Source organism: Aeromonas sp. R2-2, from assembly GCF_040908355.1.
Lineage (GTDB): Bacteria > Pseudomonadota > Gammaproteobacteria > Enterobacterales > Aeromonadaceae > Aeromonas > Aeromonas veronii.
Genome location: NZ_JBFODQ010000061.1, coordinates 1 through 20,627 on the forward strand (window position 1 = coordinate 1; position 20,627 = coordinate 20,627).

Here is a 20,627-nt window from a genome sequence, read left to right on the forward strand (position 1 = left end):
CTAAGCGTGTTCTTTCCCTCGCCAATGCTACCCTCGGGGTTATCGAGTCAGGTTCACTGGCCATCCACGCCATCGGTAGTGGCCTCTCCTTGGCCAACGGTCTCGAACGTAAACATGCGGTTAAACAGGTGGATCGCCTGCTCACTAACACCAAGCTCAATGTCTGGAGCCTCTTTGACGATTGGGTGCCCTATGTGGTCGGTGAACGTACCGAGATCGTAGTCTCCATGGACTGGACCGAATTCGATGCCGATGATCACAGTACCTTGGTTATCAGCCTGCAAACCAACCACGGTCGCAGTACTCCGCTGCTGTGGAAAACCCATCGGAAATCGTTGCTCAAAGGGCAACGCAATGCCCATGAGAAAGAGCTGCTCACCAAGCTCAAGCAGACGTTGCCAGAGGGTATCTTCGTGACGGTAGTAGCTGACCGCGGCTTTGGTTACATGGAGCTGTTCGAACGCCTGGAGCAAGAGCTAGGCTTTGCTTATCTCATTAGATTTAAAGGAAATGTTTTGGTTGGTTACCCTGGTGTAGAGCAGGTTCCAGCTCGGCACTGGCTAACGCCGACCGGGCGCACCCGAACCCTCAAAGCGGTGGAGCTAACTGGGCAGCGACAGCCTGTCGAACGGGTCTATTGTTGTCATAAGAGTGGCATGAAAGACGCGTGGTTTCTGGCCAGTAACCGGACCGACCTGAGCGCCGCCAAGGCGTTGCAACTATACGGCCAGCGCTGGGGTATCGAGACCAGTTTTCGTGATATCAAAGATTACAAATTCGGCATGGGTATGGGAGATGTGCACATCAGTAATCCGGTCCGGCGCGACCGACTGTTTTTATTCAGTGCCCTGGCCATCGTCTTGCTGACGCTGCTGGGTAAGGCTGGAGACAGTGTCGGTCTAGAGAGAACGATCAAGGTCAATACCAGCAAGAGCCGAACCTATTCGTTCTTTCGGCAAGGGGTCATCTATTACCAGTTGCTACCTAAAATGAAAGAAGCCAATGCGGTCTTGTTGATGGATAAATTTATCTACTACCTGAAGCAACACCGCTTATATACCCGCACACTTGGAATTATTTGAGTCTCTAAAAATGAGGGGATCTCTGAGATGCTGCCCCGTTTTTTCTCACATATCAACGCATCATTATCAACACAATAACTGCTGCGCTTGTGATGAGACTCCAGCGATAAACACGCCATTTCCTAACAGCAAAACAAGCGGGCCAGTGGCCCGCTTCGTTTTATGCAGAGTTAACCCAATCCTCACACCGGCGGATGGAAATGGCTGGCCTCGCGGGTAGCCATCTCCTCGTAGGTGGCCCACTTCTGCCACGCCACTTGTTGCGCCACCTGCATCAGCCGGTCGGCCTCCTCCGGATGGCTCTGGGCCAGCACCCGATAACGGGTCTCCTCCTGCCGGTATTCAGCAAGGGGAATGGAGGGGCGCAAGCTGTCGAGACTGAAGGGGTTCTGCCCCGCGCTGCGCAATACCGGGTTGTAGCGCATCAGCGGCCAGTGACCGGAGGCGACGGCGCGTTTTTGCTGGGTCAGGCCAAACTCCATATCGATACCGTGGGCGATGCAGTGGCTGTAGGCGATGATAAGCGACGGGCCCGGATAGGCCTCCGCCTCACGCAAGGCCTGCAGCGCCTGCTGCGGGTTGGCACCAAAGGCGATACGGGCAACATAGACATTGCCGTAGGAGATGGCCTGCAAGGCTACATCCTTCTTGGCCAGCGTCTTGCCCCCCGCCGCAAACTTGGCGACGGCACCGAGCGGGGTCGATTTCGACATCTGACCGCCGGTGTTGGAGTAGACCTCGGTATCCATCACCAGCACGTTCACATCGCGGCCGGAGGCGAGCACATGATCGAGCCCCGCCGAGCCGATGTCATAGGCCCAGCCATCGCCGCCGATAATCCAGACCGAGCGGCGCACCAGCTGATCGATGAGTGACAGCAGCTCGCGGGCCTTGCCGGATTTCACCTCTTCCAGCCGCTCCCGCACTTGCGCGACCCGGTTGCGCTGGGCGCGGATCTCCGACTCCAGCCGCTGCGGGGCGTTGATAAGCGACTCGACCAGCGCCTCCCCCAGCTCCCCCTTCATCGCTTCAAGGGCCGCCACCGCCTGACCGTGATGCTGATCGGCGGTGAGACGAAAACCAAAGCCAAACTCGGCGTTGTCCTCAAACAGGGAGTTGGACCAGGCCGGCCCCTTCCCTTCGCCATTCTTGGCCCACGGGGTGGTCGGCAGGTTGCCGCCATAGATGGAGGAGCAACCGGTGGCGTTGGCCACCAGCATGCGATCGCCAAACAGCTGGGTCAGCAGCTTGAGATAGGGGGTCTCGCCACAGCCGGCGCAAGCGCCGGAGAACTCGAACAGGGGTTCGAGGAACTGGGCACCACGCACCGTGGAGAAGTCCACCCGTTCGCGGGCAGGCCACGGCAGACTCTCGAACCAGCGCAGTGCCTGCTTCTGACCAGCCAGATGCGGAGCCTTGTCCATCATGGCGATGGCGCGCTCACCTTCATGGCTCTCATCCGCTCCGGCCCGCACCGGACAGGCCTGCACGCACTGACCGCAGCCGGTGCAATCTTCCGGATAGAGTTGCAGGGTGTAGCGGCTGTCGGGGAAGCCCTTGGCGGTGACGGGCACCGACTGCGCTGCCTCGGGGGCGGTCGCCAGCCAATCCTGATGGTAGAACTTGGCCCGCAGCGCCGCGTGGGGGCAGACAAAGACGCAGTTGCCGCACTGGATGCAGATATCGGAGTGCCAGATCGGGATCTCGCGGGCGATATCCCGTTTCTCGAAGCGGCTGGTGGCGGTGGGGTAAGTGCCATCCACCGGCAGCATGGAGACGGGGATCAGATCGCCGCGCCCTGCCAGCATCTCGCCGGTCACCCGCTGGACAAACTCGCTGCCACCCGGCGCCAATGGCAGCGGATAGTCGCTGATCTGCTCCTCACCGGCCGGGATGGCCACCTGATGGAGGTGGGCCAGGGTGTCGTCCACTGCCGCGAAGTTGCGCGCCACCACTTCGGGCCCCTTGCGGGCATAGCTCTTCTCGATGCTCTCCTTGATCAGCGCAATGGCTTCATCCCGCGGCAAGACTCCGGCCAGCGCGAAGAAGCAGGTCTGCATAATGGTGTTGATGCGATTGCCCATGCCGTTTTGCTCGGCCACCCGATCCCCATCGATGCAGTAGAGCTGGATATTGAGGGCACGGATACGGGCGCGCAGCCGCTCGGGCAGCTGGCCCCACACTTTGTCCGCCTCATAGGGAGCATTGAGCAGCAGGGTCGCCCCTTCTGCGGCGTGTTCCAGCAGATCCACCGACTCGACAAAGCCCCACTGGTGGCAGCCGATAAAGCTCGCCTGCTCGATAAGCCAGGGGGCATCGATGGGCTCGGGGCCAAAGCGCAGGTGGGAGACGGTGCGCGAGCCCGACTTCTTGGAGTCGTAGACGAAGTAGCCCTGGGCGTGGAAGCCCTCCAGCTCACCGATGATCTTGATGCTGTTCTTGTTGGCGCCCACAGTGCCGTCGGCACCGAGGCCGAAGAAGAGCGCCCGCACCCGGCTGGCGGGCTCCAGATCGCCGATGGGGTGCCAGGCCAGACTGAGGCCCGACACGTCATCAACAATCCCCACGGTAAAGCGCGGGCGCGGCGCATCGGATGCCAGCTCCTCGAACACGGCCGCGCACATGGCGGGGGTGAACTCTTTGGAAGAGAGACCGTAGCGGCCGCCACTGAGCCAGGGCAGCCGCTTGATAAGGCCACGCTGCAAACCGTCAATAAGGGCGCTCTGCACATCCAGCAGCAGCGGCTCGCCGCCCGCCCCCGGCTCCTTGGTGCGATCCAGCACCGCCATGCGTCGCACACTCGCGGGCAGGGCATCCAGCAGCGCCTGTACCGGGAAGGGGCGATAGAGGCGCACAACCAAGACCCCGGTCTTGCGATCCTGCCGGTTGAGCCAATCAACGGTAGTGCGGGCAGTGGCCGCCCCCGAGCCCATCAGCACGATGACATCGGTGGCATCGGGCGCGCCGTGGTACTCCACCAGCCGGTAGTGGCGGCCGGTCAGCTCGCCGAGATTGTCCATGCACTGCTGCACCCGCACCGGTACCGCTTCGTAGAAGGGGTTGACGCTCTCGCGGGACTGGAAGTAGGTATCCGGGTTCTGGGCGGTGCCGCGCATCACCGGATGATCCGGGTTGAGCGCCCGCGCACGGTGGGCGCGTACCCAGTCGTTGTCGATAAGGGCGCGAATTTCATCCCGATGCAGGGCGGTGATCTTGTTCACCTCGTGGGAGGTACGGAACCCGTCGAAGAAGTGGATAAAGGGCACCCGGCATTGCAAGGTGACGCTATGGGCGACCAAGGCCAGGTCCTGCGCCTCCTGCACCGAGCCGGAGGCGAGCATGGCAAATCCGGTGCTGCGCGCCGCCATCACATCCTGATGGTCACCAAAAATCGACAGCCCCTGCGCCGCCAGCGAACGGGCCGCCACATGGAACACCGCCGCGGTCAATTCACCGGCGATCTTGTACATGTTGGGCAGCATCAGCATCAGCCCCTGACTGGCGGTGAAGGTGGTGGCGAGCGCCCCCGCCTGCAGGGCGCCGTGTACCGTACCGGCTGCTCCTCCTTCGCTTTGCATCTCCACCACTGTGGGAATGTTGCCCCACAGGTTGGTCTGCCCCTCCGCCGCCCAGGCATCGGCCAGTTCGGCCATGGTCGAGCTCGGGGTAATGGGGTAGATGGCACACACTTCACTCAGCTGGTACGCCACCCGGGCCGCGGCTTCGTTGCCATCGACCATGATCAGTTCATGTTTCATTGGGACTCCTCCGGTTGGCGCAGCTCGATGGCGTGACAAGGGCACTGGTCGTGACAGGCACCGCAGCCGGTGCAGCGCTGGGCATCCACCTGATAGCCTTTGCCCGGCCCCAGCTTGGCGATGGCCTGCTCGGGGCAACTGCCATAGCAGCCGTCGCACTCGAAGCAGTTGCCGCAGGAGTAGCAGCGCGCCGCCTCGTAGCGGGCGGCCACCTCATCCAGCCCACCGATGATCTCGCCAAAGTCATCCCGCGCCCACGCCGGTTTGACCGGCTGACTGCTGGCCGGGGCGTGGGTCTGGAACCAGAGTTGCAACTGCTCCGGCCCCACCAGCGGGTAGGAGAGCGGTTTGTGGTAGTGGCGACCGCGCAGCCAGGCATCCATGTGGCGCGCCGCCTTCTTGCCGTGGCCGGTGGCGATGGTGACGGTGCGCTCGGAGGGCACCATGTCACCGCCCGCAAACAGACCCGGCACATCCGTCATCAGGTTGCCCGCTACCTGCACCACCCCCTCCTTGTTGACCCGCACGCCGGGAATGCTCTCCAGCACCGAGAGATCGACCTCCTGACCGAGCGCCAGAATAAGGGAGTCCGCTTCGAGGGTTTCAAACTTGCCGGTGGGTACCGGTTTGCCCTCGGCATCCAGCGCCATCACCTCCACCTCGATATGGGTATTGTCGAGCTGGCGGATGCTGCGCAGCCAGTTGATCTTGATCCCCTCCTCCTCGGCCTCGTCGGCTTCAAAGGCGTGGGCAGGCATATGGTCCCGGTCGCGGCGGTAGATAATCATTGCCTCTTCAACGCCCAAACGGCGGGCGGTACGGGCCGCATCCATGGCGGTGTTGCCGCCGCCGTAGATGGCCACCCGCCGTCCCAGTTTGGGCGGTGGCAGTCCTTTCTCTTCGGCCAGACTGGCCTGCTCGAGGAAACTCACCGCATCGAGGATCTTGCCCGCTTCCCGCGCCGGAATATCGACCCGCTTGGCCAGATGGGCACCGATGGCCATAAAGACGGCGTCAAAGCCCCCCTCGTCGCGCTCGCGCAGCACATCCTCCACCTTGTGGTTGAGGGTCAGGGTCACTCCGGCCGCCACGATACGGGCAACCTCCCGATCCAGCACATCGCGGGGCAGACGGTAAGCGGGAATACCGAAGCGCAGCATGCCGCCCGCCAGTGGCCCCGCTTCGCGGATCTCCACCTGATGACCGAGCCGGTTTAGATGCCAGGCGCAGGAGAGGCCGGAGGGGCCGGCACCGATCACCAGCACCTTCTTGCCGCTGGTGGGCGCGGGTGGCGCAGGCTGCCAACCACGGGCCAGCGCCTCGTCGCCGAGGAAGCGCTCGATGGCGTGGATAGAGACGGATTCATCCACCTGCCCGCGATTGCAGGCACTCTCGCAGGGGTGATAGCAGACCCGACCATGAATGGCGGGCAAAGGGTTCTCTTCGATCAGGGTCTGCCAGGCCGCCTCAAAACGGCCGGCCTGCGCCAAAGAGAGCCAGGCCTGGATATTTTCTCCAGCCGGGCAGGCGTGATTGCAGGGTGGCAGGGCCGGCCGCCAGACGGGTAGCCGGGTACGCACCGGGCCTGTTCCCGTTTTCAGGGAGAGATCCGGCAATGGGGTCATGTCCAGTTGTTTGCTCATACATTGCTTTCTTCTTTTTGTGTGACAGGCCCCACCCGATGGCGCTTGATACCGTGTAGCCGAAGCGGACGGTGGCCGGATGGGGAAGAAGCGAAAGCGTTAGAAACTGGGAACTGAGTCGATAATGGCCGCTTTTTTGTACTGATTAGCGAATCAGGATCAAAAAATGTTGCATTTTATGGTTCATAGAGACCAGAACGTGACTCAAGTAACATCTTCTCCAGCTGACCGCTGGCTTTCAGTTTGGCGAGCCCCCGATTGAAGGTTTTGATCAGCTCGTCAGCGTTGGCACGCTTGCGGCTGATCAGCAGGTGACCTTCAACTTTCATGACCGGTTTTGAATGGGTTGCAAAGAGATCGACCGTACTGGCCGGGTAGAACTGACGCAGGGAGTAGTAGCCGACATCGATGTTCTCCAGCGTCAGGTCGGCGCGGCCGGAGAGCAGCAGATCAAAGCTCTGGCGCAGCCGGGTGACGAACTGCACCTGCAGCGGCACCTGCGCGATGGCTGCAAAAAAATCTGCATTGTAGGTATAGCCACTGACCGCAGCCAGCTTGCGATCCGCCAGATCCTGATAGCCGTGCCATTCCAGCGGATCGGATTTGAGATAGAACCAGACGTAGGTCTCGCTCAGGATGGGATCGCTGTAGAGATGGGTTTTGCGCCGCTCGCTCGACTCATACCAGTGGACTGTGCCATCCACCACTCCCTCCTCCGACAAGCGAAAGGCCCGCTTCCAGGGAAGAAACTGGAACTTGACGCTCACCCCTTCACTCCTGAATGCCTCGCTCACCACATGAGGGATCAGCCCCTGATATTTCAGCGTCTCGGAGCAGTAAGGGGGATACTCTCCCGTGGTCAGGGTCAGCTCCTGCGCCCAGAGCCCGTGGCAAAAAAGGCTCCCCGCCAGCAACCAGCTTATTTTCATCCCGATGCCCTCTTGTTCTGTTTTCCCAACTATAGACCGCCCCCTTGAAAGGATTGCCGGATCGCCGGGGAACCGTTATGTTCCACTTTTTCCAGGCGATCACGCCGCGTCACAAGGATATGAAGATGCCCAGGCTAGACAGCATTCACCTCTACCCCATCAAATCGACTGCAGGTATGCCGCTGGCTCGCGCCCGGGTGACCGAAGAGGGACTGGCAGGGGATCGCCGCTACATGGTGGTCAAACCGGACGGCACCTTTATCACCGCCCGTACCCATCCCCAGCTGCAACAGGTCGTGGCCACCCCCATCGAAGGTGGCTTGCAACTGCGCTATCCGGGCTTTGAACCGCTCACCCTGCAAGAGGTCGACTTCAGCCGCGCCCCGCAAGCTACCGGAGTCTGGAGCGACCGTTTCACCGCCCTGCACACCGACCCCAAAGCCGATGGGTGGCTGAGCCGGGTGGCAGGGGAAACGGTGCAACTGCTCTGGCTGGGTGAAACCTCTGATCGCTTTCGTGAAAAGACCGGCACCCGGGTCAGCTTTGCCGACGGTTATCCGCTGCTGCTGATAAGCCAAGCCTCCCTTGAGGATCTCAATCTGCGCTCCGATGCGCTGCATCAGATGAGCCAGTTCCGCACCAATCTGGTGGCAAACAATACCCAGCCCTTCGAGGAGGACAGCTGGGTGCGCATCCGCATCGGTGAGGTGGAATTCAAGGTGGTCAAGCCCTGCAGCCGCTGCATCATGACCACGGTGGAAGCAGGCACCGATCGTTTCAACGCCCTGAAAGAGCCGCTGGCCACCCTCACCCGCTACCGCCGTGGCGAGGATGGCGAGGTCTACTTCGGCCAGAACCTGATCGCCCTGAACGAAGGGTGGATTGAGGCTGGCAGCGAGATCGAGGTGCTGGAGCGCACCAGACCGGTGGTCTATCCCGCCGCCGCACCGAAGAAGCGGGAGCTGGTCTGCGTGGCCCGCGAACCGCTGGCGCGGGATCTGGAGACCTTCTGGTTCGAAGCCGCCGATGGCGAGCCCCTGCCCGACTACCTGCCGGGCCAGCATCTGCCCATCAGTCTCGATATCAAAAATGAACGGATCCAGCGGCGCTATACCTTGAGCTCCACGCCAGATCATCCGGAGCGTTACAGCATCAGCGTCAAGAAGGTAGAGGGGGGTCGCATCTCCCACTGGCTGCACCAGCAACTGCAGGTGGGCGACCGGCTGCTGGCCGCCAACCCCGCTGGCGAGTTTCACTTAGGGTCCGAGCGCAACCTACTGTTGCTCTCCGCAGGCTCCGGCGTCACCCCCATGCTGGCGATAGCGCGCACCCTGGCGCTACGCGGGGAACTGGAAGAGGTTCACTTTATGCACCTGTGCCGCAGCGAAGCGGACATACCCGCCGCCAGCGAACTGCATGCCATGGCGCAGCAGGGGATGACCCTCACCCTGATCCTTAGCCAGCCAGATAGCCACTGGCAGGGGCTGCAAGGACGACTCAATGATGAGCATCTGCAACGGATCAAAGGGCTGGCCGAAAAAGAGGTCTTTATCTGTGGCCCCCACGGTTTTATGGCCGATGCTGCCGCCAAAGTTGCGGCCCTCGGCGTTCCGACCGCACGGATCAGACAGGAGAGTTTTGGCGGCGCCATTCTCTCGGTGGCCCGCCCCCATCAGGCGGTGCAACTGCGTATCGGCGCCCAAGCCTTTACCGGCAACAATCAGGGCACAGTGCTGGATCAGGCCAACAAGCAAGGTGTAGAGCTGCCATGGAGCTGCCGCGCCGGCATCTGCGGCAGTTGCAAACAGACGCTGATCTCGGGCGAGGTGGATCACCCCGACGCCCCCGCCATCACCGCCGCCGAGCGGGCAGAGGGCAAGATCCTTGCCTGCTGCGCCGTGCCGCTCACAGACATCGTCATCAAATAAGGTGATCGAGCCACGAAAAGGCTGGCTGGGCCCCGATCCTGGCCGACCTTTTCCCCCCTGTCGACCCGCGGTTCCTCCATTCTCGTCTCTTTCTCGCCCCGCCTGCGCAACCATGCCGACGATGACTTCTATACTCACAGCAATAACAACAAAACCCCTCCGACGTAGCGGCCTTTGCCGTCTGACCAAGGGGGTTACCCGGTGAGAATAAGGACGCTCAAACCATGGAACAGAACAAACCCGCCTTTCAACTCAACCTCTTGCTCTCCGTCATCACCCTGATCCTGCTGTCACTGGTGTTTTTCGCCTACAGCTGGGCGGGTAAACAACTGGAAGAGAGTTATCGACAACAATATCTCTCCTACCTGCTGGCCGACGAGCTGCGCCAATCCTCCGATGACCCGACTCGGTCGCACCTACGTCATCACCAAGGATCCAGCCTACGAGCAGCAGTACATGCGGATACTGGCCATTCGCAACGGCGAACAGCCGAGACCGGATGGCTACAACCGTATCTATTGGGATTTTGTCGCGGCCAACGGCCAGAATCCTCGCCCCGACAGCAATGTTCGCCGCGGCCTGATCGATCTGATGAAGGATGCCGGTTTCACCGATGCTGAACTCGCCAAGCTCAACGAGGCCAAAAACAACTCGGATGCGCTGGTCAACACCGAGGTCGCCGCCTTCAAGCTGGTGCAGCAGACCGATGGCGATCCGGTTGCCAACCAGCAAAAAGCCATCGCCATGATGCATGACAAAGCCTATCACCAGAACAAGGGGCGCATCATGTCCCCCATCGATGACTTCTACGTGATGATGGAGCAGCGCAACCATGAGGCAGTCGAGAGCGCCATCGCCAATACCGACATGCTGCGCTATCTCTTTATCGCCCTCGGTCTGGTGTTGATGTTCTTCCTCTGGCGCACCTATCGCTCCCTGCTCGATCTGGTGGGCACCTCGGTCGAGCAGCTCAAGACCGATCTCCATATGATGGCGGAAGGGGACTTCTCGCGCCCCATCAAGGTGCCGCCAGGATCGAAAGAGAGCCTGATCGGTCTGCTCGGCAGTATGCAGACCACCCTCAAGGGGATCATCGCCAAGGTCTCCCACTCCACCGAGGAGTTGTCCCACTCTGCCGACAGCATCGCCCAAATTGCCGAGCAGACCGCCCAGTTTGCCACCGATCAGCAAACCAGCACCCAGACCATGGCCGCCGCCATCGAGGAGCTGGTGGTGAGCATCAGCCACCTCTCCGACAACGCCACCCATGCCGACGAGCTGAGCAAGGTCTCCGCCAATACCCTGGAGGAGGGTTCGGGGGTCATTAAAGAGACTCTCGGCAGCATCGAGAATATCTCCACCACAGTGGGGGATGCGGCCAGCACCATTTCCGAGCTCAACGGCCATACCCAGCAGATTTCGGAGATCATCGGGGTGATCCGCGGCATCGCCGATCAGACCAACCTGCTGGCCCTCAACGCGGCCATCGAGGCGGCGCGGGCCGGTGAACAGGGTCGCGGCTTTGCGGTGGTGGCCGACGAGGTGCGCAATCTGGCCAGTCGCTCGGCGGCCTCAACCCAGCAGATCACCGGGATGATCAGCAAAATCCAGAGCGGGGCCGATGCCTCCATCCGCAGCATGGAGAACACGGTCAACAACGTCTCTCGCGGGGTCACGCTGGCCAACCAGACCGGCGAGGCGATCGCCAGCATCCAGAGCCACGCCTCCAACCTCACCGGCCTGATGGGGGAGATCAGCCACACCCTGCGCGAGCAGTCCACCGCAGCCAACGAGGTGGTCTCTACCGTCGGCAACATCACCTCCCTCTCGGAGCAGTCGGGGGATGCCGCCCGCCACGTGTCCCAAGAGGCGGCCAAGCTCAAGCAGCTGTCACGGGTACTGCGCCAGGAGATGGGGCACTTCAAGCTTTAAAGAACGCTGAAAAGCAAAACGGCTGCCCGAAGGCAGCCGTTTTTTATGCAGGGTATCCCCGTCATTCAGTATCTATCAACCACGCAGGGCGGCGATACGCTGCTCGATGGGCGGGTGGCTCATGAACAGCTCGCTCATGGAGCGCTTGCCGTTGATGCCAAAAGCCATCATGGAGCCTTCCAGCTGTGGCTCGGCACCGCGGGAGAGGCGCTCAAGGGCGGCAATCATCTTGTCGCGACCGGCCAACTTGGCGGCACCGGCATCGGCACGGAACTCACGCTGACGGCTGAACCACATGACGATGATGGAGGCCAGAATGCCGAACAGCATCTCCAGCACGAACACGGTGATCATGTAGGCAAAACCGCCGGTACTGCTGCTCTCTTCCTCGTTGTTGGAGCTGAAGAAGTTGCTGATCACGCCAGCCACGATACGGGCGAAGAACATCACGAAGGTGTTCACTACACCCTGGATCAGGGTCAGGGTCACCATGTCGCCATTGGCCACGTGGCTCACCTCGTGGGCCAGTACCGCTTCCGCCTCGTCACGGCTCATGCTGTAGAGCAGGCCGGAGGAGACAGCCACCAGCGAATCATCGCGGCGAGCGCCGGTCGCAAAGGCGTTCATCTCGGGAGAGTCGTAGATCCCCACTTCCGGCATCTTGATACCCGCTTCGCGGGCCTGACGGGCCACAGTGCTCACCAGCCAGTGCTCGGTCTCGTTACGGGGTTGCTCGATGACCTGGACGCCATAGCTGCGCTTGGCCATCCACTTGGACATCAGCAAGGAGATAAAGGAACCCCCAAAACCGAACACGGCACAGAACACCAACAGCCCGGAAATGCTGGACTTGTTGATCCCCAGAACCGAGAACAGGATATTGAGTACCACCCCCAGCACCAGCATGACGGCCAGGTTGGTCACCAGGAATAGCATAATTCGCTTCATATAGACTCCTTGTGAAGATAAGGGACATGACCGGGGATCACTCGGGATCCCCACCTGATCATGTTAATGTCGACATTCTAGGGAGATTCGATGAATGTTCGCTGAATATGCCGTCAAAGTAGCGGCGAGATATCGAGACGCCCCTGCAAATCGGCTTCAAGTGGATTGTTTATAAACGGAATTTCGCCGAGGAAGGGAGCTGGCAGCAAGCCCCTCAGGGTGTCCAGATTTTCCTGATAATGGCTCATGGAACCATGGAGCCGATTAATTACCCACCCCGCCACCGGCAGCTGATCATTGCGAATGGCGGCAAAGGTGAGCAACGCATGGTTGAGGCAACCCAGCTTGGCCCCCACTACCATGATCACCGCCATGTTCTCCTGCTTGACCCAGTCCGACAGCAGATGCTTGCGATCGAGCGGCAAATACCAGCCCCCCGCCCCTTCCACTACCGCCAGTTCGGCCCCAGCCTGTTCAATCTTGCGTAGCCCCTCGCTCAACCCCTGCATGGTGATAGGCTGGCGCGCCTCGCTGGCGGCGATGTGGGGCGCAATCGGCGGCTCATAGGCGAACGGATTGACCACCTCATAGGGCAGCGGCAGACTCGCCGCCTCCTGCAACAGAACGGCATCCAGGTTGCGCAGCCCGTCCGGAGTGCGAGCACATCCGGCCGAGACCGGCTTGTAACCCGCGCACTTGATTCCCTGTGCGCTGAATTCGCGCAGCAGGGTGCGCGCCACCAGCGTCTTGCCCACATCGGTATCGGTGCCGGTGATAAAGAATGATTTCATACGGTTCTCTCCTTGGCAGGGCCCGTTGACTACCCTGCACACAATGCGATTCCCGGCGCTCAGCGAGGCTTGCTGAGGCGGCCGAGGCACACCCGATAACTGGCGACCAGCCTGCCATCGGGCTGGCGAAACACCTCATACGCCTGCGCCAGCTGCTGCAATCTGGCGCGACCACTCAGACCGGCCGGGGCGGCACTCCCCTGATTGTCATTGATCTGATTGGCCCCAATCCCCTTGAGATCGCGCAACAACTGCGGCAATTCAAGATAGGCGAGATCCCAGGTGATACAACGCAGCTCGGGAGCAGATACCCCGGCGCTAGCCAGCGCCTGCTCCAATTGTGGCAGGCTGAGGAAGCGATTGACATGGGCGCGACCATCAAGCTGCTGCCAAGCGGCTCGCAACTGCCAGAGTGACTCATCGAGCAGGGTCGAGAAAAAGATCTGGCCGCCCGGTTTGACCACCCGCAGCAACTCGCCAAAAGCCTGGGCCGGACGCTCGCACCACTGCAACGCCAGACTGGAGAAAACCCAGTCGAACGCGCTGTCGGCGAAAGGAAGCTGCTCCGCATCACCGCAGAGCAGGCGGGCGCCGCTGCCACGCAAGGCGGCCTGCGCCAGCATGCCGGGGGCGAGATCCAGCCCCACCAGCTGGTGACAACGGTTCGCCAGCTGGGGCAAGAAAAAGCCGGTGCCGCAGCCCAGATCCAGCCCGCTCACCGTCAGATCAGTGCCAACCAGCCTGTCTGGCATCCATTCCAACAGCGCCTGACCCACCTCCTGTTGAAAGCGGGCGTGGGCATCGTAATGACGAGCGGCGGCGCCAAAACGGCGAGCAAGCTGCGCCTTGTCGACCGTTTGAAAACGCTCAGCCATAGTGAGCCTCCCCAAGCGTTGTAACTGCAGGGCAGACCCCCAAGGCATCGAGCAGGCGCTCCACATCCTGCTCGCGGTGAGCCGCGCTCAGGGTAATGCGCAGCCGGGCCGTACCGACTGGCACCGTGGGCGGGCGGATGGCGCTCACCCAGACGCCGCGTTCCCGCAGCCGTTCTGCCAGTTGCAGGGCAACACTGCTCTCCCCCACCAGCAGCGGCTGGATCGGGGTATCGCTCGCGCCAAGCTGCCAACCCTGATCCTTTGCCCCTTGCCGGAAGCGAGCGATCAGCTGGCCAAGATGGGCGCGGGACTCATCAGCCGCGCGCACCAGTTCGATGCTCTTGCTCACCGCGCAAGCCTGCGCGGCGGGCATATGGGTGCTGTAGACATAGTGGCGAGCGAAGTTGACCAGATACTCCACCAGCTCGCGGCTGCCGCCGACAAAGGCGCCAGCGACGCCAAGCGCCTTGCCAAAGGTGCCCATCTGGATATGCACGTTGGCAGGATTTACTCCCTGCGCCGCCAGGGTGCCGCGCCCCTCAGGCCCCAGCACACCGAGGCCGTGGGCATCGTCGATCATCAGCCAGTTGCCGCTCCGGGCGGCGAGGATTGCGAGCTCACCCCAGGGGGCCTGATCCCCGTCCATGCTGAACACCCCTTCCGAAACAATCAGTCCGCGATTTGGCTCAAGCTGCCGTTCAAGGGCCGCCATATCGTTGTGGGCAAAGCGCTTCATCTTGCAGGGGAGCTGGCTGCCCATCTCCTGCAAAGAGGCGTGGTTGAGTTTGTCCTGCCACAGCAGATGCTCCTTGCCAAGCAGCGCTTTGAGCACCGCCTGATTGGCCGAAAAGCCGCAGTTGAACAGCAGTACCGCCTCCACCCCGAGCCACTCGGCCAGGGTCTCCTCAAGCTGTTGGTGGGCACGACTGTAACCGGTCACCAGCGGTGAGGCGCCGGAGCCCGTGCCATAGCACTCAATCCCCGCGTTGAAGGCGGCCTTGATGGCGGGATGATCAGCCAGGCCCAGATAGTCGTTGGCGGAAAAGTTGAGGTAGTCGCGCCCTGCAACCCTGAGCCGCCCGCCACTCGCCCCGTCGGTCGCGATGCGGTTGCGCAGCAGACCCACCTGCTCGCGCTCGGCCAGCGCCGTGCCCAACACAAAGGGGCCCGTTACTGCAGGGCCGTTCATGGCTGCGCGGCCCCGGCTCGGGGACGGGTGGCGTCATAAAACATCTCGGTGGGCTCGCTCTGGCGACTCACCTCGGCCAGCAGCTCCTCTTCTTGAACCTGATCAGGTTTCTGGGCCCGCTGGGCGGGGCGAATACCGAGCCGCTTGAACAGCTGCATGTCGCTGTTCTCGTCCGGGTTGGGGGTGGTCAGCAACTTGCAGCCATAGAAAATGGAGTTGGCTCCCGCCATAAAGCACATGGCCTGCATCTGCTCGTTCATCTTCTCCCGCCCGGCGGAGAGGCGCACATGGGAGGCGGGCATCATGATCCGTGCCACCGCGATGGTGCGGATAAATTCGAACGGATCGAGGTTCTCCTGATCCTCCAGCGGCGTGCCCTTCACCTTGACCAGCATATTGATTGGCACGCTCTCCGGGTGGCGCGGCAGGTTGGCGAGCGCCATCAGCAGGCCCGCCCGGTCTTTCGCCTGTTCGCCCATGCCGACGATGCCGCCGGAGCAGACCTTCATGCCCGCGCCACGCACATGCTCCAGCGTATCGAGCCGATCCTGATAGGTGCGGGTAGAGATGATCTCGCCGTAAAACTCCGGCGAGGTGTCGAGGTTGTGGTTGTAGTAATCAAGCCCCGCAGCCCCCAGACGCGCCGCCTGATCGGCGGTGAGCATCCCCAGCGTCATGCAGGTCTCCATCCCTAGTCCCCGCACCTCCTCGATCATCCGGATGATGTAGGGCATGTCCTTCTCTTTGGGATTGCGCCAGGCGGCCCCCATGCAGAAACGGGACGAGCCGTTGGCCTTGGCTTCGCGGGCCCGCTCCAGCACCTTCTCCACCTCCATCAGCCGCTCGGCTTCGAGCCCGGTGTGGTAACGGGCGCTCTGGGGGCAGTATTTGCAATCCTCCGGGCAGGCGCCGGTCTTGATGGAGAGCAAAGTACTCACCTGCACTTCATTCGGGTCAAAGTGAGCGCGGTGGACAGTCTGAGCCTGAAACAGCAGATCGTTGAACGGCAGGGCAAACAGAGCCTGAACCTCGGCGAGGGTCCAGTCATTGCGAAGGGCGTGACCGCCCGCGGTGAGAGCATTCATACATGGCTTCCGGTTGTTATTAGTGGGATCCTGCGCCCGCCATCTTGGGATGGACAGCCACAAAACCCGTTGCCAGGCCCGCGCGCTCAGGGTGATGCGCAGTGCCAAGTGCCTGAAATTGTTGGCTAGTGTAGAGAGCCCGCGTAGACTGTCAACACCGACCAGATCAAACCAATTGACAACAGAACAACAAATGACCAACCAAGAATTTGACCTGCACCATGTGTGGCACCCCTACACCTCTCTCACTCACCCCCTGCCCTGCTATGAAGTGGCCAGCGCCAAAGGGGTGAAGATCAGCCTCAGCGATGGCCGTGAACTGGTGGATGGCATGAGCTCCTGGTGGGCTTGCGTGCACGGCTATCAGGTGCCGGAGTTGGACGCCGCCGCCACCGCCCAGCTCGGCAAGATGTCCCACGTGATGTTTGGCGGCCTCACCCACGCCCCGGCGGTCGAGCTCTGCCGCAAGCTGGTGGAGATCACTCCAAAGGGGCTTGATCGGGTATTTCTGGCCGATTCCGGCTCGGTGGCAGTGGAAGTGGCGCTCAAGATGGCGCAGCAGTACTGGCACGCCAAAGGGACGCCCAGAGCCAAATTTGTCGCCCTGCGCAGCGGCTATCACGGCGACACCTTTGGCGCCATGAGCGTCTGCGATCCCGATGGCGGCATGCACGAGCTCTACAAGGGGTTTCTGCCGGAACACTATTTTGTCGATGCGCCGAGCTGTCGCTTCCACGCCGAGTGGGACGAGCAGTGCGTGGTGGAGCTGGCGACACTCATGGCCGATCATCACGAGGAGATTGCCGCCATTGTGCTCGAACCCATAGTGCAGGGCGCTGGCGGCATGCGTTTCTATCACCCCCGCTACTTACAGTGGGTACGCGCCATGTGCGACGAGTTCGGCGTGCTGCTGATTGCCGACGAGATTGCCACCGGCTTTGGCCGCACCGGCCAGCTGTTTGCCTGCGACTGGGCGGGGATCAGCCCCGACATCATGTGTCTGGGCAAGGCGCTCACCGGCGGCTACCTCACCCTCTCGGCGACCCTGACCACCGAGCATGTCGCCCGTACCATCTGTGACGGCAAGGCGGGGGTCTTTATGCACGGCCCCACCTTTATGGGCAATCCCCTCGCCTGCGCGGTGGCCAACGCCTCCATCGATCTGCTGCTGGCCTCACCGTGGCAGGAGCGGGTGCGAGCCATCGAGCATCAGCTGCGTACCGAGCTGGTAGAGCTGACCCAGCACCCGGCGGTCACGGATGTGCGGGTGCTCGGTGCCATCGGGGTGGTGGAGATGAAGGAACGGGTGGATGTGGCGCGCATCCAGCGCAAGTTTGTCGAACTGGGCGCCTGGATCCGCCCCTTTGGCAAGCTGGTCTACCTGATGCCCCCCTTCGTCATCACCCCTGAAGAGCTGCGGGTATTGACCGGCGCCATCCGTCAGGCCATCACCGAGGGCGAGTTTTAATGCATGCAGCGGGCGGCCATCGCAGCCGCCCGTTTGACTACCGGCATTTGATATATAAAAAGGGCAACTTTATCCACTTCAGTGCAGTTTCACTTGCCGTAATGTGAGCAAAACACCAGACCTGAGGCCCCAAGAGGGGTAAACTGCTGCGGTTTTACCATCAAGAAAGACTGCTCATGCGCCTCTCCATTGCTGCCAAAATCAACTTTTTCCTGCTCTTCATCTTCTCCATGGTACTGGTCTTCTCCGCAGCCTATCAGGCGGTGCGCGAGCGCGATCTCATCCTGACCCTCATCAAGGAGCAGAGCCGCGAGCAGACCGAAGCCTATTTCGACGGCCTCAACATGCTGATGCTGACCGGCAAGATGGATGCCCGCGATACCCTGCGCGGCAAATTTCTCGACCATGCCCATGTGGAGGATGCCCGCATCGTCCGTGGCGACGCGGTGAGCAAACAGTTCGGGCCGGGACGAGAGACAGAGCAGGTAAAAGATGAGTTTGATGAGCTGGCTCTGGCGGGCAAAGGGAGCCTGGAGGTGGTGCACAACGGCATGCACAGCCGTCTGGTGGTCACTCGACCGCTGCTGGCCAAGAAGGATTTTCGCGGCACCGACTGCACCAGCTGTCATCTGGTACCGGAGAACACCGTGCTTGGTGCGGTGCGCTTTGACTACTCCCTCGATTCGCTGTTTACCCGGGTCGAGCAGAATATCCTCACCTCGGCGCTGATCCTCACCGGCATCTTCGGGGTGGGACTGCTGCTGACCCTCTGGGTCATCCGCACCTGGATCGTGCGCCCCCTCAACCAGTTGACCCGTTCCATGGAAGAGGCCACCGACCTGCACGACTTCGGCCACCGGCTGGAGGGGGATGACGGCGACGAGATTGGCCGGGTGGCGGTGGCCTACAACCAGATGCTCGACAGTGTGGAGCGACAGATCGGCAAGCGCACCAAGGCCAGCAGGCAGGAACCGGATCAGCCCCGCTGAGGCGGGCGCTTAACCGACGTAGTAAAAGAGCAAGCTGGCGATCAGCACCAATAGCAGGATGGCCAGATTGACATGCCGGGAGTCATCCTGACGGCGGCTGCGCTTGCGCTCCAGCAGCAACACCGCCAGCGTCAGGGCGCAGCAGCTCCAGAGCCCGTAGACCAGCCAGGGGGTAAGGGCCGGGTCCCAATAATCGCGCACCTCGATCCCGCCATAGACCAGAAAACCGTAGGCAATTTCGGGGCGGGCATAGTGGTAAAGGGAGAGCAGCACGATAAAGCCACCCCAGCAGAGCATCACCAGCCCCTGCAACACCCGTGTCAGCCAATCTGGCCCATGCCGCCGATCTTTCACCCACCTCTCCTGCGCCCGTGACACTCTTGTTGAGTGAACCATGCCGAAAACCCCACCAGAGTCCGACATTTTTGCTTGTTTATCAAACCCGCGCGGGTAAGATTGACGGCTTAGTCTGCCATGGTGGGCCATCTGTGCCCGGGCCAGACTCCCTAGTGTTGCAAATAGCGCTGCAAGAACAAGCTGGAGACAATATTTCGATGACGCACGCATCCGTAGTAGATGTGCTGGCCGGTAAGTATCCGGTCGGCACCACCCAAACTGTCAAAGGGTGGATCCGGACTCGCCGTGATTCCAAGGCGGGGATCTCATTTTTGGCCATTTCCGATGGCTCCTGTTTCCATCCGGTACAGGCAGTTGTCCCCAATACCCTGGCCAATTACGAGAATGAAGTGCTGCGTCTGACCACTGCCTGCTCCGTGGAAGTGACCGGCGTGGTTGCCGCCTCTCAGGGCAGCGGCCAGGCTTTCGAACTGCAGGCGACCGAGGTGAAGGTAGTCGGCTGGGTCGAGGATCCGGATACCTACCCGATGGCCGCCAAGCGCCACAGCATCGAATACCTGCGTGAACAGGCCCACCTGCGCCCGCGCACCAACATCGTTGGCGCCGTGACCCGCGTTCGTCACTGCCTGGCGCAAGCCATCCACCGCTTCTTCCACGAAGAGGGTTTCCTCTGGGTTGCGACCCCGCTCATCACCGCCTCTGACACCGAAGGTGCCGGCGAGATGTTCCGTGTCTCCACTCTGGACATGGAAAACCTGCCGCGCACCGACGCCGGCAAGGTGGACTACAACGAAGATTTCTTCGGCAAAGAAGCTTTCCTGACCGTATCCGGCCAGCTGAACGCCGAAACCTATGCCTGCGCACTCTCCAAGGTCTACACCTTCGGCCCGACCTTCCGCGCTGAAAACTCCAACACCAGCCGCCACCTGGCCGAGTTCTGGATGGTTGAGCCGGAAGTGGCCTTCAACGATCTGGAAGATAACGCCGCACTGGCCGAAGCCATGCTGAAGTATGTCTTCAACGCCGTACTGACCGAGCGTCGCGACGATCTGGAGTTCTTCGCCCAGCACGTGGACAAGGATGCCATCGGCCGTCTGGAGCGTTTCGTCTCCTCCGACTTCGCCCAGATCGACTACACCGACGCCATCGAAGTGCTCAAAAACTGCGGCAAGAAGTTCGAATTCCCGGTCTCCTGGGGTATCGATCTCTCCTCCGAACACGAGCGCTATCTGGCCGAGGAGCACTTCAAGTCTCCGGTGGTGGTGAAGAACTACCCGAAAGATATCAAGGCCTTCTACATGCGCCTCAACGACGACGGCAAGACCGTTGCCGCGATGGACGTACTGGCACCGGGCATCGGCGAGATCATCGGTGGTTCCCAGCGTGAAGAGCGTCTGGACGTGCTGGATGCCCGTCTGGCCGAGATGGGCCTGAACAAGGAAGATTACTGGTGGTATCGCGACCTGCGTCGCTTCGGTACCGTGCCGCACTCCGGCTTCGGTCTGGGCTTCGAGCGTCTGGTTGTATACGTGACCGGCATGGGCAACGTCCGCGACGTGATCCCGTTCCCGCGTACTCCGCGTACCGCCGAGTTCTGATCAGCGGCATCTTGCCACTGCATTGCACAAGCCGACCTGTGGGTCGGCTTTTTTA

The 20,627-nt window shown here is 61.4% G+C and carries 14 protein-coding genes and 1 pseudogene; 6 read left to right on the top strand and 9 right to left on the bottom strand.

The window, feature by feature from the left end:
- Positions 1 to 1,082 (top strand): IS4-like element ISAs18 family transposase (locus AB5Z09_RS12235; protein WP_368195402.1); only part of this gene is annotated, 1,082 nt, incomplete at its 5' end.
- A gap of 182 nt (positions 1,083 to 1,264) precedes the next feature.
- On the opposite strand, the gene nifJ is transcribed toward AB5Z09_RS12235, so the two are convergent.
- The 3 genes from nifJ to AB5Z09_RS12250 form a co-directional block, all read right to left on the bottom strand.
- Positions 1,265 to 4,840 (bottom strand): pyruvate:ferredoxin (flavodoxin) oxidoreductase, encoded by a 3,576-nt coding sequence (gene nifJ / locus AB5Z09_RS12240; RefSeq protein WP_368195403.1) that lies wholly within the window; start codon positions 4,838 to 4,840, stop codon positions 1,265 to 1,267.
- The gene (locus AB5Z09_RS12245; protein WP_368195404.1) at positions 4,837 to 6,483 is read right to left on the bottom strand and encodes an NAD(P)-binding protein; all 1,647 of its coding nucleotides are present in this window, start codon (positions 6,481 to 6,483) and stop codon (positions 4,837 to 4,839) included. The genes nifJ and AB5Z09_RS12245 overlap by 4 nt, the downstream gene beginning before the upstream one ends.
- Positions 6,484 to 6,659: 176 nt before the next feature.
- Entirely contained in the window at positions 6,660 to 7,412 is a 753-nt protein-coding gene (locus AB5Z09_RS12250) for an ABC transporter substrate-binding protein (RefSeq protein WP_115544057.1), read from the bottom strand.
- Positions 7,413 to 7,489: 77 nt separating this feature from the next.
- Between AB5Z09_RS12250 and AB5Z09_RS12255 the strand changes: the two genes are divergently transcribed.
- Positions 7,490 to 9,340 carry a hybrid-cluster NAD(P)-dependent oxidoreductase gene (locus AB5Z09_RS12255; protein WP_257124645.1) on the top strand — a complete coding sequence of 617 codons (1,851 nt, stop codon included), beginning with the start codon at positions 7,490 to 7,492 and terminating at the stop codon, positions 9,338 to 9,340.
- 224 nt (positions 9,341 to 9,564) lie between these two features.
- A pseudogene (locus tag AB5Z09_RS12260) lies at positions 9,565 to 11,272 on the top strand (methyl-accepting chemotaxis protein).
- A 75-nt stretch (positions 11,273 to 11,347) separates the two neighbouring features.
- Here the strand turns inward: AB5Z09_RS12260 and htpX are convergent.
- The 5 genes from htpX to bioB form a co-directional block, all read right to left on the bottom strand.
- Positions 11,348 to 12,220: a protease HtpX gene (gene htpX / locus AB5Z09_RS12265; protein ID WP_005337890.1), complete on the bottom strand. Its 873-nt coding sequence runs from the start codon at positions 12,218 to 12,220 to the stop codon at positions 11,348 to 11,350.
- 113 nt (positions 12,221 to 12,333) lie between these two features.
- Positions 12,334 to 13,011, bottom strand: a complete 678-nt coding sequence (gene bioD, locus AB5Z09_RS12270) for a dethiobiotin synthase (RefSeq protein WP_005337893.1) — start codon at positions 13,009 to 13,011, stop codon at positions 12,334 to 12,336.
- Between the two features lie 59 nt (positions 13,012 to 13,070).
- Complete coding sequence (gene bioC, locus AB5Z09_RS12275) at positions 13,071 to 13,886, bottom strand: malonyl-ACP O-methyltransferase BioC (RefSeq protein WP_257124643.1); 816 nt, start codon at positions 13,884 to 13,886, stop codon at positions 13,071 to 13,073.
- Positions 13,879 to 15,075, bottom strand: coding sequence for an 8-amino-7-oxononanoate synthase (gene bioF, locus AB5Z09_RS12280; protein ID WP_257124642.1), 1,197 nt, complete (start codon positions 15,073 to 15,075; stop codon positions 13,879 to 13,881). The genes bioC and bioF overlap by 8 nt, the downstream gene beginning before the upstream one ends.
- The gene (gene bioB, locus AB5Z09_RS12285; protein WP_151287003.1) at positions 15,072 to 16,160 is read right to left on the bottom strand and encodes a biotin synthase BioB; all 1,089 of its coding nucleotides are present in this window, start codon (positions 16,158 to 16,160) and stop codon (positions 15,072 to 15,074) included. Before bioB ends, bioF begins: the two co-directional genes overlap by 4 nt.
- Before the next feature lie 193 nt (positions 16,161 to 16,353).
- On the opposite strand from bioB, the gene bioA reads away from it, so the two are divergent.
- Positions 16,354 to 17,628, top strand: coding sequence for an adenosylmethionine--8-amino-7-oxononanoate transaminase (bioA, locus tag AB5Z09_RS12290; protein ID WP_270660475.1), 1,275 nt, complete (start codon positions 16,354 to 16,356; stop codon positions 17,626 to 17,628).
- Positions 17,629 to 17,804: 176 nt separating this feature from the next.
- Complete coding sequence (locus AB5Z09_RS12295) at positions 17,805 to 18,617, top strand: HAMP domain-containing protein (protein WP_368195405.1); 813 nt, start codon at positions 17,805 to 17,807, stop codon at positions 18,615 to 18,617.
- A 9-nt stretch (positions 18,618 to 18,626) separates the two neighbouring features.
- Here AB5Z09_RS12295 and AB5Z09_RS12300 read toward each other — a convergent pair whose 3' ends face one another.
- Complete coding sequence (locus AB5Z09_RS12300; RefSeq protein ID WP_005359354.1) at positions 18,627 to 18,971, bottom strand: hypothetical protein; 345 nt, start codon at positions 18,969 to 18,971, stop codon at positions 18,627 to 18,629.
- 200 nt (positions 18,972 to 19,171) lie between these two features.
- Between AB5Z09_RS12300 and asnS the strand changes: the two genes are divergently transcribed.
- Entirely contained in the window at positions 19,172 to 20,572 is a 1,401-nt protein-coding gene (gene asnS, locus AB5Z09_RS12305) for an asparagine--tRNA ligase (RefSeq protein WP_043818544.1), read from the top strand.
- Positions 20,573 to 20,627 lie beyond the last annotated feature (55 nt).

What these genes read in the sequence shown, in the direction of transcription:
- nifJ (WP_368195403.1), bottom strand. Translation starts at nt 4,840, where the DNA reads ATGAAACATGAACTGATCATGGTCGATGGCAACGAAGCCGCGGCCCGG.
- AB5Z09_RS12245 (WP_368195404.1), bottom strand. Translation starts at nt 6,483, where the DNA reads ATGAGCAAACAACTGGACATGACCCCATTGCCGGATCTCTCCCTGAAA.
- AB5Z09_RS12250 (WP_115544057.1), bottom strand. Translation starts at nt 7,412, where the DNA reads ATGAAAATAAGCTGGTTGCTGGCGGGGAGCCTTTTTTGCCACGGGCTC.
- AB5Z09_RS12255 (WP_257124645.1), top strand. Translation starts at nt 7,490, where the DNA reads ATGTTCCACTTTTTCCAGGCGATCACGCCGCGTCACAAGGATATGAAG.
- htpX (WP_005337890.1), bottom strand. Translation starts at nt 12,220, where the DNA reads ATGAAGCGAATTATGCTATTCCTGGTGACCAACCTGGCCGTCATGCTG.
- bioD (WP_005337893.1), bottom strand. Translation starts at nt 13,011, where the DNA reads ATGAAATCATTCTTTATCACCGGCACCGATACCGATGTGGGCAAGACG.
- bioC (WP_257124643.1), bottom strand. Translation starts at nt 13,886, where the DNA reads ATGGCTGAGCGTTTTCAAACGGTCGACAAGGCGCAGCTTGCTCGCCGT.
- bioF (WP_257124642.1), bottom strand. Translation starts at nt 15,075, where the DNA reads ATGAACGGCCCTGCAGTAACGGGCCCCTTTGTGTTGGGCACGGCGCTG.
- bioB (WP_151287003.1), bottom strand. Translation starts at nt 16,160, where the DNA reads ATGAATGCTCTCACCGCGGGCGGTCACGCCCTTCGCAATGACTGGACC.
- bioA (WP_270660475.1), top strand. Translation starts at nt 16,354, where the DNA reads ATGACCAACCAAGAATTTGACCTGCACCATGTGTGGCACCCCTACACC.
- AB5Z09_RS12295 (WP_368195405.1), top strand. Translation starts at nt 17,805, where the DNA reads ATGCGCCTCTCCATTGCTGCCAAAATCAACTTTTTCCTGCTCTTCATC.
- asnS (WP_043818544.1), top strand. Translation starts at nt 19,172, where the DNA reads ATGACGCACGCATCCGTAGTAGATGTGCTGGCCGGTAAGTATCCGGTC.